General features: G+C 39.6%; 13 protein-coding genes. 11 read left to right on the top strand and 2 right to left on the bottom strand.

From position 1 onward, the window contains the following. Nucleotides 1-334: 334 nt before the first annotated feature. Complete coding sequence (locus tag ACFX4I_RS18575) at nucleotides 335-1,186, bottom strand: MurR/RpiR family transcriptional regulator (RefSeq protein WP_377422229.1); 852 nt, start codon at nucleotides 1,184-1,186, stop codon at nucleotides 335-337. 221 nt (nucleotides 1,187-1,407) lie between these two features. Between ACFX4I_RS18575 and ACFX4I_RS18570 the strand changes: the two genes are divergently transcribed. The 7 genes from ACFX4I_RS18570 (at nucleotide 1,408) to ACFX4I_RS18540 (ending at nucleotide 7,019) form a co-directional block, all read left to right on the top strand. Beyond that, complete coding sequence (locus tag ACFX4I_RS18570; protein ID WP_377422227.1) at nucleotides 1,408-1,791, top strand: PTS sugar transporter subunit IIA; 384 nt, start codon at nucleotides 1,408-1,410, stop codon at nucleotides 1,789-1,791. Between the two features lie 27 nt (nucleotides 1,792-1,818). Further along, nucleotides 1,819-2,289, top strand: a complete 471-nt coding sequence (locus ACFX4I_RS18565) for a PTS sugar transporter subunit IIB (RefSeq protein ID WP_377422225.1) — start codon at nucleotides 1,819-1,821, stop codon at nucleotides 2,287-2,289. Nucleotides 2,290-2,328: 39 nt separating this feature from the next. Next, the gene (locus ACFX4I_RS18560; RefSeq protein WP_230300647.1) at nucleotides 2,329-3,915 is read left to right on the top strand and encodes a PTS system mannose/fructose/sorbose family transporter subunit IID; all 1,587 of its coding nucleotides are present in this window, start codon (nucleotides 2,329-2,331) and stop codon (nucleotides 3,913-3,915) included. 9 nt (nucleotides 3,916-3,924) lie between these two features. Continuing rightward, the gene (locus ACFX4I_RS18555; protein ID WP_377422223.1) at nucleotides 3,925-4,626 is read left to right on the top strand and encodes an N-acetylmannosamine-6-phosphate 2-epimerase; all 702 of its coding nucleotides are present in this window, start codon (nucleotides 3,925-3,927) and stop codon (nucleotides 4,624-4,626) included. 524 nt (nucleotides 4,627-5,150) lie between these two features. Continuing rightward, entirely contained in the window at nucleotides 5,151-6,428 is a 1,278-nt protein-coding gene (locus tag ACFX4I_RS18550; protein ID WP_377422221.1) for a Glu/Leu/Phe/Val family dehydrogenase, read from the top strand. A gap of 34 nt (nucleotides 6,429-6,462) precedes the next feature. Further along, nucleotides 6,463-6,753, top strand: a complete 291-nt coding sequence (locus tag ACFX4I_RS18545) for an SAV0927 family protein (RefSeq protein ID WP_377422219.1) — start codon at nucleotides 6,463-6,465, stop codon at nucleotides 6,751-6,753. Between the two features lie 17 nt (nucleotides 6,754-6,770). Then, nucleotides 6,771-7,019, top strand: coding sequence for a biotin/lipoyl attachment domain-containing protein (locus ACFX4I_RS18540; RefSeq protein ID WP_141993502.1), 249 nt, complete (start codon nucleotides 6,771-6,773; stop codon nucleotides 7,017-7,019). A 76-nt stretch (nucleotides 7,020-7,095) separates the two neighbouring features. Here ACFX4I_RS18540 and ACFX4I_RS18535 read toward each other — a convergent pair whose 3' ends face one another. After that, complete coding sequence (locus ACFX4I_RS18535; RefSeq protein ID WP_098370682.1) at nucleotides 7,096-7,836, bottom strand: IclR family transcriptional regulator; 741 nt, start codon at nucleotides 7,834-7,836, stop codon at nucleotides 7,096-7,098. A 175-nt stretch (nucleotides 7,837-8,011) separates the two neighbouring features. Between ACFX4I_RS18535 and ACFX4I_RS18530 the strand changes: the two genes are divergently transcribed. The 4 genes from ACFX4I_RS18530 (at nucleotide 8,012) to ACFX4I_RS18515 (ending at nucleotide 13,253) form a co-directional block, all read left to right on the top strand. Next, nucleotides 8,012-8,890, top strand: a complete 879-nt coding sequence (locus ACFX4I_RS18530; protein WP_377422235.1) for a dimethylarginine dimethylaminohydrolase family protein — start codon at nucleotides 8,012-8,014, stop codon at nucleotides 8,888-8,890. Further along, nucleotides 8,887-10,503, top strand: a complete 1,617-nt coding sequence (locus ACFX4I_RS18525) for a M20/M25/M40 family metallo-hydrolase (protein WP_377422217.1) — start codon at nucleotides 8,887-8,889, stop codon at nucleotides 10,501-10,503. Before ACFX4I_RS18530 ends, ACFX4I_RS18525 begins: the two co-directional genes overlap by 4 nt. 166 nt (nucleotides 10,504-10,669) lie before the next feature. After that, the gene (locus tag ACFX4I_RS18520) at nucleotides 10,670-12,013 is read left to right on the top strand and encodes a YfcC family protein (protein WP_377422233.1); all 1,344 of its coding nucleotides are present in this window, start codon (nucleotides 10,670-10,672) and stop codon (nucleotides 12,011-12,013) included. Nucleotides 12,014-12,062: 49 nt separating this feature from the next. Further along, entirely contained in the window at nucleotides 12,063-13,253 is a 1,191-nt protein-coding gene (locus ACFX4I_RS18515; protein ID WP_377422215.1) for an amidohydrolase, read from the top strand. Nucleotides 13,254-13,446 lie beyond the last annotated feature (193 nt).

Below are 13,446 nucleotides of genomic sequence, written 5' to 3'. Positions count from 1 at the left end.
TTAGGCGAAAATTCAAAGAGAATTTCAAAAGGGGTTCGGAATTTTTTAATTCCGAACCCCTTTTGTCTACAAACTGACGCATCCTAAAAAGGATGCGTTTTTTTACTATTTGTATTTAATCGTCATTTTTCCCATATGCAAATGGATGCTTATGAATGAATTCATATGTCTGGAAGAGTGTATGTTAACCATGATTGCAGCGGCTAGTAACAGCCAGCAAAAGTGTTCAAAGCGGTCACCAAATAGGGTGATAGATAGTGGTAATGTCGGACGACTAAATATTCTTGTTTACAGACGTTCTAAAATTAGCAATACAAGGATGAGTTTGTCCTGGCTATCTTCTAAGACGCAGAATCTCTTCACGTGCTTTTTGATAATTATCTATGGTTTGTTTATCGATCCGGTGAAAAACACTTAAGAAAAGAGCATCAACCATGTTAAGTTGCAAGATTCTAGATGCTATACTTCCGATTCGGTGATCATGTTCGATGTCAGGAAAACATAGTTGTATACTAGCTATTTTCAATAAAGGAGACTTTGTATAAGCGGTTATTGCCAATACTGGTACGTTTATTTTTTTTGCATATGAAGCCATCTCCAATACATCTTTAGTTTTTCCGGATGTGGAAAAAAGGACTAATGCATCTTCTGATGTGAAATTGGAAACATAGGAAATCACTGTATGAAAGTCAGTGTTCATTCCTGTAGTAACGCCAAGTTTAGCGAATTTATTACTGGCATCTAATGCAGCTGTAGAGGAGCCCCCGACACCAAAAAAAGCAATTTTCTTTGCCTGGCTTAAGCATTCTACTGCTTTTTCAAAATCTTTTTTGTTCAGAGTTTGTCCTAAAGAGTCTAAAGCAAATTTATTACTCATTGTTACTTTTTGAAAAAGCTGATAGGGAGTATCATTTTCCCGTAATAAAGAAAGATCATTAATGTTGGCATTATTTGAACTCATTTCTTTCACCAATGTATGTTGAAAGGTTTTAAAGCTTTCTATACCCATTCTCTTACAAAAACGGACAACACTTGCTTGGGAAACATTAGCGTTGATTGATATTTCAGAAATCGTGTAGGTTTGCACCAAATCTGCATGGTCCAATATATATTTGGCTACTTGTCGTTCAGCACGTGATAAGGAATCGGCTTTTTCTTTGATTTTTTGTAATAAAGTTGAGCTCATAGTATGTCCCCTTTATTAAAGATTTTAATAACTGCATGTAAACTTCTTATTGTTTCATTTATATCATAAATGAAATGTTTTTTGCACATTTAGCAAAAAAAAATGCCAATTATGAAATTTTATTTCTTATTTTTTTAATAAAAACTTGATTTATTAATTCTTTTTTAATAAGATAGGTCTATGAAATTATTCGAAAAATTCTGTTATCAGGAGGAGATAGTTTGAATCGGGCCATTTTACTTGTAAGTCATGGGAATTTAGCTTCGACTATGAAAGAAAGTGTAGAGCTTATAGCAGGGATACAGAAGAAACTCTTTGCCTTGAATATGAATGACCAAGTAACGTTAGATTCATTTTCAAGAGAACTAGAATCGGCAGTCAATCAATTGCTGGATCGGTACAAAGAAATAATCATTCTGGCAGATATTAAAGGGGGAACCCCATGCAATGCAGCTACACTTCAAGTGTTGAAAAATAGCCGGATACAAGTAATCGCTGGTTTCCATTTAGGTTTAGTCATTGAATCTTGCCTTTCACCTGTAAGTCCCAAAGAGCTTTTAGAAAATACTTCAAGGAGTATTTGCTATATAAACTCTACAGGTTAACCCCATAAATAATAAGGAGGAATTGTAATGAGTATCGTTGTAACCCGTATCGATGAACGTCTTATACATGGGCAAGTTGCTTATTCATGGAGTGTTGCTTATCAAGTCACAGAATTTATTGTAATTGATGATGACGTCGCAAACGACCCGACACAACTTTTGTTACTTAGCATGGCAGTCCCCTCAGGAAAAAGACACGCTATCCTATCTGTTGAAGATGCAGTGAAATATTTAGATGAGCAGTCAGATCTGGAAAAAACATTTATCGTAGTAAAAAGCCCTCGAGTCCTTTTATCTCTCATTGAAAAAGGGATCATTCTACCTTCAATAAATGTAGGTGGCATGTACTATAAAGAAGGAAAACAGGAAATTAGTAAAACCGTCTTTATGGATGAAGAAGATAAAGCTGTTTTTCTCAAAATTAGAGATCACGGAATCCCTTGTGAAATCAGAACCTCTCCTAATGATAAATCTATTAATTTATTTACCAAGATTTAGAGGCCGAAAAGGTAGTCAGAGTTAAAAGGAGGAGGAAAAGTGGAAATTGAGTTAATATCAGCGATTTTGTTAAGTGGTTTTGTTGCAGTTCTCATGACCGAAAATTATGGGTATGGATATTGGATGATTAGCCGTCCCATTTTTGCTGGGCCTTTATTGGGACTAATGATGGGAGACCTACAAACTGGATTGATTGTAGGGGCCAGTGTGGAATTGATGTTTATGGGTGTGTTACCGATTGGAGGCAGCGTTCCTCCTAATGCACAAATTGCAGGTCTTATAGGGACTATTTTTGCGATTAGTGCTGGGGGTAAGCCTGAAGTGGGAATTGCACTGGCATTACCAATCGGAATTTTAGCACAGCTTTTAATCATGCTAGCTTGGAATTTTAATATTTATCTAGTGCATCGGGCAGACAATGCTTTACAAGAACTTAATCTAAAAAGGGCAGAACGGCTGCACCTTTCTGGAATAATCGTTTTTTTTACAGTTATGTTCATTCCCACTTTTTTAGCCATTTATTTTGGTAGTGGATTTGTAAATAATCTGGTTGACTTAATGCCTTCTTGGTTTATGGAAGGATTAAAGCTTACTGCAGGAATTTTACCTGCAATAGGGATGGCCATGCTCCTAAAAATGATGAACCTCAAGAAGTTTTGGTCATTTTTCCTAATTGGATTTGTTCTGACCGTCTACATGGAACAGAATGTACTTTCAATAGCCTTGTTGGGTCTTGGAATCGCGATTAGCATTTCAGCAGTGGGAACGAAAGGAAATGATAGTGAAATTTCCCGTCATTCCTCCCGACAGAGTGAAGCTAAAACGACAATCCTGACAAGAAAAGATTTAATACAAACATTCTTACGTTCTTTCTTCAGTATGACGTCTATAAATTATGAACGTTATGGCAGTTTAGGATTCTGCTATGCGATATTGCCGGCACTCAAAAAACTCTATCCAAATAATCAGGATTTAAAAGAATCAGTTGTTCGTCATAATGAGTTTTTTAACTGCCATCCTTATACTTCTAATGCCATCATAGGTGTTACTCTTGCACTTGAAGAACAACGTGCGCAAGGAAACCCTATCACCTCAGAAACCATTTCTTCTACAAAAGCCGCATTGATGGGACCACTCTCAGGAATTGGTGATTCTGTATTTAAGGCAACTTTTATGACTATTTTTGCAGCAATCGGCGCTGGTTTGGCTTTGGATGGAAATTCACTTGGACCGATTATATTTATCGTACCAAACGTCTTGCTAAATATTTTCTCTCGTTACTACGGCATTTTCTATGGGTACCAGTTTGGGATAAGCCTAATCCTAAAAATGAAAGACTCTGATGTTCTAAATAAATTTGTTCAGGGAGCTACCGTTGTAGGGTTAATGGTAACAGGATCTATGGTAGTTAATTTTGTTAAAGTAAGCGTGGCTGCTAAATGGAACTTTGGAGGCAAAGAAATAAATTTGCAAGAACTTCTTGATTCAATCTTACCTGGGCTTTTGCCCCTCCTCTTAACACTTGGTTTCCTATGGGCATTGTTTAAATATCAAAAGGCTATCTACTGGTTAATCTTACTTTCCTTTATTGTAGGATTAGCTGGTAAATTCTTTGGAGTACTTTAGGTGGTAATTATGGATAAAAAAAAAGTATTGGAAGGCATTAAGAATGGATTGATAGTGTCGTGCCAGGCTAGAATAGGATGGCCAATGTATGGGGCGGATATCATGGGTGCATTAAGCAAGGCTGCAGAAAAAGGAGGCGCCGTTGGTATTAGGGCTACCGGGCCTGAAAATATTAAAGCGATTAAAAAGGTAACAAAATTGCCTGTATTAGGTATTCACAAACAATGGATAGAAGAATGTGAAGTTTATATTACTCCTACTTATGAAAGTGCAACAAGCATTATTGAGGCTGGAGCGTCTATAGTAGCTTTAGATGGGACTCAACGAAAGCGCCCTCATGGAGAAACGCTAGAAAGTATCATTGGAAAAATCCATAGTGAGCATCCAAATATTTTAGTGATGGCAGATTGTGCGACTTTTGAAGAGGGACTAATCGCAGAAAAATTCGGTGCTGATATAGTATCAACCACATTGTGTGGGTATACAGAGGAAACAAAATACGTGAAGGAGGTTGATTATGACCTTATTCGAAAACTCTCTTCTGCCTTAAAAATACCCATTATCGCTGAAGGGCATATTCATACTAAAGATCATGCTAGAAAAGCTATTGAAAGCGGTGCTTTTGCTGTCGTGGTAGGAACAGCCATTACTCGCCCTGAAATTATTACAAAAAGGTTTGTAGATGAGTTAAACCTGTTGGCTGAAAAATAATATATTTTGAGTATTATCTTTTAAGTTTAACAGTCGGTTCTTAGGACTGACTGCCTTTTGATAGTTCGGTACCATCGCCTGGCATCTGCTACATTAAAATCAACGACTCTTTCTCAGGATAAGCAAAAAAAGAGCACTCAATGAATGTTTTTACATTTATCGGGTGCTTTTTTGGATTTTATTGGAATAAGGAAAAACCGACGGATGTATGAATTTTTCCTAAATTGTGATCATCAGGAAGAGGTATAGATAATGATAGAGTATTTTGGGATCAGTCTTTTACCATGAGAAACAAAAAAAGCTCAAAAAGACGTTTTTCCATTTAATGAAATTCTTTTAGGGATTTAATCATCATTTTTTACATATGCAAACCTGAATTGCTTATGAATTAATACATATGCTTGATGAGTGAATGTGTAGTGCTGATGATTCTAAATGGCGGTCTATTGCTATCCACACTATATCCTCAAAGCTGGCATGAAAGTTGCTTAAGTAAGTTATAAGAATAAAAGTGAGGTGCTAAAATGACAGGGGAAATTAAGGTAATTGAAAAACGTCAATCGGATAATCCACTGCAAGAGTTCCAGGATATCTTAAAAGAAGCGATTCATGTTTTGGACTATCCAGATCAGGTTTTTGATTTTTTGAAAGTGCCAATGCGTTTTCTGGAAGTCAGTATTCCTATTCAAATGGATAATGGGGAGACAAGGATGTTTCAAGGGTATCGGGCTCAACATAATGATGCAGCCGGTCCAACGAAAGGGGGGATTCGGTTTCACCCGGATGTCACTCCTGAAGAAGTTAAGGCATTGGCCGGATGGATGAGCTTGAAATGCGGAATAACCGATCTTCCATATGGAGGGGCAAAAGGTGGCATTGTGTGTGATCCCAGACAGATGAGTTCATCTGAGCTAGAACGATTAAGCAGAGGGTATGTCAGGGCAGTTAGTCAAATAGTGGGTCCTACAAAAGATATTCCGGCACCTGATATGTATACGAATTCACAAATCATGGCCTGGATGCTGGATGAATACGATCACATCAGGGAATTCGATTCACCCGGATTCATTACAGGAAAGCCTCTGAGATTAGGAGGATCGAAGGGCAGGGAAAAGGCCACTTCCAAGGGAGTATTATATACACTTCAAATGATATGTGATTTAAAGGGGATTCCTATTGAAGGCATGCAGGTAATCATTCAGGGATTCGGGAATGTTGGCAGTCATTTAGCGTTGTATTTACATGAAATGGGGGCTAAGGTTGTCGGAATTGCGGATGAGCTTGGAGGCTTATATGATCCGGTTGGCTTGGATATTCCTTACCTTTTGGAGAATAGGGACTCTTTTGGGGTTGTTTCGAACTTATTCAAAGATTCATTATCCAATCAAGAATTGTTGGAAAAAGAGTGTGATGTGCTGATTCCCGCAGCTATAAGCGGAGTGGTGAATAAAGATAATGCAAAACGATTAAAATGTGAAATCCTGATTGAAGCAGCAAATGGGCCGACAACAAAGGAAGCGATCAAGATTCTCGATGATAAAGGTATAGTGCTAGTCCCGGATATTTTGGCGAATTCAGGAGGGGTGATAGTCTCTTATTTTGAATGGTGCCAGAACAACCAAGGTTATTACTGGACGGAAGAGCTTGTGGATGAACGATTGAAAGAAAAGATAACGGCCAGCTTTTTGAATGTCTACCATACTTCACAAAAATATTCCGTGAACATGAAGGTGGCTGCTTATATTGAAGGGATTCGCAAAATAGCAGAAGCATCCCAGCTTCGAGGTTGGGTCAGGTTCTGAGCGAATTAGGGCTTACAAGAAAGGAGGCAATCCGTTGAATTTTGATATTCTTTCCGAAAATAAAGAAAACCAGGCTATTCATCATTATTGCTTATTGTCACAAGATTATAGATATGATGTGACCATTGTATATTCGGCCCAGTTTTTAGGTAAAGCAATGGTGACTTCCATGCAAAGCGGAAGAATGATCCTGCTTTGTGCCAATGATATTAATTTAGATCAGTACTGGGCTCCGACTCTTGGGATTGAACAAGAAGATATACATGAGTTCCAAAACTTTCTAAAGTTGGTCTTACAAACCCCATTTCATTTAGAAGAATACTGAAGGAAGGAGTGATGTAAATGTACGTTGATGTGATTCTTAGCCCATGTGAAGGCAGGATTGAAAAAATTTCAATATCCAAAAATTCCAGATTTTACGAATGGGAACAATTATTTCAGATTAAGAAGGCAGATGGACGTGTGGAAATCATTGATATTGGTGTAAGCGGGAAAATAGAATCATTGGAGGTATTGGAGGGTGAACCAGTGGTGGCCGGCGAGGTCCTCGCCTATTTTAAAGAAGATTTATTTGTGACCGGCAGCGATTAATATATAAACGAAAAAGAAGATGAAATGATTCATCTTCTTTTTCGGCTTATCCGATAATTCTCCACTGCTCTCTTATTCATGTTCCCCTATACCCCAATTTTGCTGAAACCCGATTGCCAGTTTCCATAACATTCTTAATGAGGAAATCAAGTCTTTCATCTGTCAGGTTAAAACTGACAAAACCTATGCTCACCGCACCGTGAACTTCCCCAAAATGGTTCAGTATCGGCACGGCAACAGAACATGTTCCCTCTGTTCTTTCACTGTGGCTGATTCCATGTCCCTTCATTTTAGTCTCTTGCAATATATCCCAAAAAGCTGCTCTTTCTTGAATTGGCAGAAGAGCATCCACGATTTTTTTGGCTTGATTATATGGCATATAGGCGAGCATCGCTTTATTGGCAGCCCCAATATGCAAAGGTACTCGTGAGCCAAGCTGGTCATAAACCCGGATTTGGCTTTTTTCACTGTCGATTCGTTCGATTACGAGTGATTCCATTCCTATTGGCTGGCTAAGATAGACGCTTTCCTCCACTTTGTTCATCAGCCTTTCCAGTTCAGGCCTTATTTGGCTGATGTAATCCATTTTGTCATACATACGTAAACCATATTCGAGCCAAATATTCCCCAAACCATATTGTTTGGATTGCCCGTCCTGTTGGATTAATCCATGCAAGGACATCGCTTTTAACAAACGATGCATGGAGCTGACAGGAAGATCACATTCTTGGGAAAGTTCCGTAATTGACAGCCAGTTTTCCGATGAATTGGAAACCAGCACCTTTATAACGTTCATGGCACGGTCGATCGATTGCATAAACAAACCACCTATCTTTCATTACAAGTTGAATGAGACTTTGATTTATTTGAATATTTAAAACATATTGACATTATACCAAAGTTAATTTTATAATAAAAGAAAAATTCCTATTAGCGGAAACGTTTTCCACTATGCGGAAAAGGAGGGGGAGGCAGTGACATATTGTTCGTCCATGTACAAACCATTGGAACGTGTCATTGTAAAACATCCGAAAGAAGCGTTTATTAGTCAAGAGCATTTAAGCCAAGCATGGCGGAACTTCAAGTTTGCGGAAGAGCCAGATTTCAACGAAGCACTAAAAGAGTATGGTGACTTTATTTCCATTTTGGAGAAATATGTTCCAAACATCGATTATTTGCCAGCATCTTCGGTAGTCGGCATTGACTCCTTATATGCGCATGACCCAGTCAAATTCACTAGCCAAGGGGCCATCATTTTAAAGTCGGGGAAAGAATCGAGGCAGCCTGAAGCGACTGTATACAAGGATTACTGTAAGGAAAAGAACATCCCGATCATTGGGTATTTAAAGGGTGATGCTGTCGCGGATGGCGGTGATATCGTTTGGCTTGATGATAAGACCTTGGTTGTCGGACATGGTTATCGTACAAACGCTGAAGCCATTCGGCAATTAAAGGAAATGACCGCACATCTTGTGGATGAATTCATCGTAGTTCAGCTTCCGCATGATCAAGGAGAGGCAGAGTGTCTCCATCTCATGTCTTTCATCAGCATGGTCGACCATGATTTAGCGGTAGTTCACTCCCGCCTTATGCCTGTCTTTTTCAGAAAACTGCTGATTGAACGAGGCATTCAGCTTATCGAAGTGCCGATTAATGAGTACTTGAACTTGGGTTGTAATGTGCTTGCCATTGCTCCGCGGGTTTGCGTAATACCTTCTGGCAACGCTTACACGAAGCAAAAGCTTATTGATGCGGGAGCGACAGTTTATGAGTACAAAGGAACTGAAATCAGTTTCAAGGGCACTGGAGGTCCTACTTGTTTAACCTGCCCGGTGGTGCGTACAAATATTGATGAAGGGGGATTGAAATGAGTCAATTACTATGGGGTACCCCAGAAACGCTCCGTGCTTTGTTGTGTGAACTTGTTAGCTGGGAAAGCCGTACTCTTACATTAGGGGAACGGAGGTTTCCGTATAAGGTGCAGGATAAATTGAGGGAGCTTGATTATTTTAAAAGGAATCCGGCGCACTTATCGCTTCACGAGGCTGATTCAGGAAGGAATTTTGTCAATGCTTTTTATAAACATCCCGATAGCAAGGAGACCGTTGTATTAATTAGCCATTTTGATACGGTTCATACTGAAGAATACGGTGACCTTGAGACTCTTGCATTTCAACCAGAGGAGCTCACGAAAAAACTTCATGACAGGAAAGATGAACTACCGGAAGAAGCGCGCATTGATCTTGAATCAGGAAAGTACTTGTTTGGTAGAGGAACGATGGATATGAAAATGGGGCTTGCCCTTCATATGGCTATCATCGAAAAGGCAAGCATCGAACAATGGCCGATCAATCTCCTGCTGTTAACGGTTCCTGATGAGGAAGTGAATTCTGCGGGAATGAGGGCTGCAGTTAAAGAACTTGTGGCTTTACGGGATAAATATGACCTTTCCTATAAAATGTTTTTTAATAGTGAACCGTCCTTTTCACAGAAACCGGGTGATAATAGACATTATATTTATTCCGGAACTTTGGGAAAAATCATGCCCGCTGCCCTTTTTTATGGGAAAGAAACTCATGTAGGTGAGCCATTAAAGGGCATAACCGCTAACTATATAGCCTCGTTTCTCACGCAGCTCATGGAGTGGAACAATCTTTTTCTGGAAAGTGATCTTGGCGAGGAAACACCTTTACCAGTATCGCTTCAGCAAAAAGATCTAAAACTACAATATTCAACACAGACACCTTATCGGGCAGCCGCACTTTATAATGTGTTCATCATGAAAAGAACAGCTGCAGAAATAATGGATCTATTCGAGCAGGTTGCAAATGAAGCAGCGATGAAATGCAATGAATCTTATAAAGAACTTTGCCTGCGTGAACAAGTTGAAGGAGTAGGCGAAGTACAAGTATTGCGCTACGAAAAGTTACTTTCATATGCCGAGGGCAAATTTGGCGGGAGTTTTGTTGAGCAAATAAAGAGTGAAGTTAAAGGAAACAAGGATTTGGATGAACGGGAAAAATCAGTGCGGATCGCTGAAAAATTGATGATACAATGTCAGGAGCTTTCACCCGCCATTGTATTGCTGTTCGCACCGCCATATTATCCAGCCGTCAATTCGTCCGATGATCCGCTTATCATCGAATCTGTGAAATTAATGAAGGAAACTGCCAGAAAGTTTGATGAAGAAGTCAGCCAAATTCATTATTTTAATGGCCTTTGCGATTTAAGCTATGTTCAATATACTGATGATTCCGACGGCTGGACGGCTTTTGAAAAAAATACACCAGTCTGGGGCGATACTTACAGCATTCCTTTTGCCGATATGCGAAAACTTCAGGCACCCGTACTTAATGTGGGTCCGTTCGGCAAGGATGCCCATCAGCGTACTGAGCGCCTTCACATCGATAGCGCGTTCGTCCATACGCCCGTCATGCTGGAGAAGTTAATAAAGAGTATGTTTAAGTGTTTGGTTGAGAAGTGATGGTCCGACAGGGGAACGGGATTAAAAGTATAAATCTTTAACTGGGGGTATTTATATGAATGACCTGCCTAATGGTCAAATCACTTCCGAGCCGCCTCATCAGAATAATAAACCACTTAACCAACTGACGGAGTTACCGGAAAAAGGGGTTAATCCTTTTGTATTAATGTTTATCGTAATTGTAATAGTGACGGTTTTAACTTATATCTTACCCGCAGGCCAATATGAAAGAATTGAAAAGGATGGCCGAAGTGTAGTCGATCCCACTTCTTTTGAATTCATTGAATCAACACCAGTGGGATTATTGGAAATGTTCAGCAGTATTCACGCAGGGATGATTGAAGGAGCGTCAATTATCTTGTTCGTCTTTTTGTTTGGCGGAGCACTGGGAATCATGCAGGCAACAGGAGCACTGGATTCTTTCATTAAGTTTGTGGCTGTCCGATTCGGAACAAAGGAGAAATTGCTTATTCCGTTGATGGTATTAATCTTCGCATCATTAGGGACACTGATCGGCTCTGCTGAAGATGCATTAGTTTATATCGCAATCATTGTTCCGATGACGATTGCATTAGGCTTTGATGCACTTACAGGTTTTGCGATCGTCATCCTTGGAACATTGGCGACTGGATTCATTTCTGGCATTACGAACCCTTTTAATGTAGGAGTTGCCCAAAGCATTGCAGAACTGCCCATGTATTCGGGAATGGGATTGCGGATCGCTCTTCTTGCAGTGTTTTATGTCGTTACAGTATTGTACATCTATTTCCATGCAATGAAGGTTAAAAGAAACCCTGAACTGGGGGAGTATGGGAAATTCAGGCGTGAAGAACATGCACATCTTGATAAAAACTTTAGGATGAGTAAAAGACATAGCGCTGCTTTAATTATTTTATTGGTGAATTTCATCCTATTAGTATATGGAGTTATTAAATTAGGATGGTATATAAGTGAAATTGGCGGCTTGTTTTTATTAAGCGGGATCATAATGGGCCTAATTGGTGGCTTGACTCCATCGAGGATGGCTAATGGTTTTATTTCAGGAGCAGGCGATATGGTTTCCGGGGCATTGATAATAGGCGTTGCACAGACAATCTTGGTCATCATTACTAGTGGCGGATTGCTGGATACCATTTTATATTATGCTGCAGGATTGGTTGAGCAGCTTCCTCCCGCCATAAATGCAATCGGAATGTTCATTGTCCAATTATTTCTTAACTTCATAGTTCCATCCGGAAGTGGACAAGCAGCATTGACGATGCCGATTATGGCTCCATTGGCGGATTTAATGGGTGTGACAAGACAAACGGCAGTGTTAGCTTTTCAATTAGGGGATGGGATCTCGAATATGATATTTCCGACTTCTGGAGTGCTATTGGCTGGACTGGCAGTGGCAGGCATATCATTTACGAAATGGGTAAAATGGGTGTTTCCGTATCTTTTGATTCAGGTTGCGGTAGCGATTATCTTTTTGTTCATTGCTCAAAGCATACAGTATGGCCCTTTTTAAAGACCTGAAAAGTCTGAATATTGGCACTAAGTGATAAGGAGGCATTTTTATGATGAAGACAATACAGGAGACAGTTGTAGATGAAGTGATTTCATGGAGACGTCATTTTCACGAAAATCCGGAGCTCTCATATCAGGAGTACCAGACTTCTGAATTCATCTATAGGAAATTAAAAACCTTTACAGGATTAGAAGTGACGAGACCTACCGAAACGAGCGTTTTAGCGGTTCTCAAAGGATCTAAGAAATCTGCCCGAAAATCGAATACCATCACCTTTCGTGCAGATATTGATGCACTCCCGATTCAAGAAGAAGCAGAAATTGATTATAAATCAAAAAATCCTGGGGTTATGCATGCATGCGGACATGATGCACATGCTGCGATGTTATTAGGAGCTGCTAAAGTCCTCTCTGGGAAAAAAGATGCGATTGATGGAGAAATCAGGTTTATTTTCCAACACGCCGAAGAAGTTCTGCCAGGGGGGGCTCAGGAATTGGTGAAAAAAGGGGTCATGGAAGGAGTGGATTATGCATTTGCACTGCATGTTACTCCTTATGAACGAACAGGAACAATATGTTTAAGGGAAGGGGTATTCTGTGCAGCAGCCGATGATTTTGAAATTAAAATTATTGGACAGGGCGGCCATGCGTCGACTCCGGAATTAACGGTAGATCCGCTTCTCATTGGTGCAGAAATTACTACGAATCTTCAACATATCGTTTCCAGAAAAATTTCAGCCCTTAGGACACCCGTCATTTCAGTGACTCAGTTCCATTCAGGTAGTGCGCTCAATGTCATACCTGAATATGCGGAAATCGGTGGTACCATTCGTTCCTTAGACCCTGATAGCCGATTGAAAGCAAGGGAGTATCTAGAGCAAATCGTTAAGGGGATTTCAGAAACGCATGGGGCAAAATGTGAAATTACTTGGTATTTAGGGTATCCAGCCGTGGTAAATGGTAAAGCGGCTGTCGATATTTCAAGAACGGTCATGGAAGGTATTTTTGAAGGGGATAATATCATCCAGGTTGATGACCCTATGTTCGGGACAGAAGATTTTTCGGCTTTTTCCGAAATCGTACCCTCTTCCATGCAATTTCTAGGCGTTCATAATGATGAGTTTGGAAAAGCTTACCCTTTACACCATCCTAAATTTAAAATCGATGAGAAGGCTTTAGGGTATGGAGTAAGATATTTTGTAGGAATAGCGGATAAATTATGCGGTCATCAAAATAATTGAGAAAGCATGGGCTGTGAATAGACACCCGTTATAGTTTAAGAGAAGCTTTCGGTTGTCTTTTCTCCATATCATGACTGTTTTTCCATGGTTATCGCTTCTGGAATAGTTAATTGCAGCAAAGTGATGAAAAGAAATTTCATTTAAAGAACGGCTGGTTCAAAAAGGTTAATATCCTACATTTTTAAAAAATAAG

Origin of the sequence: Peribacillus sp. YIM B13472, assembly GCF_042788005.1 — a bacterium.
In the GTDB taxonomy this organism is placed as follows: domain Bacteria; phylum Bacillota; class Bacilli; order Bacillales; family DSM-1321; genus Peribacillus; species Peribacillus simplex_E.
Note: the sequence above shows the minus strand (reverse complement) of the source record. Positions and strands in the feature narration are given on the sequence as shown.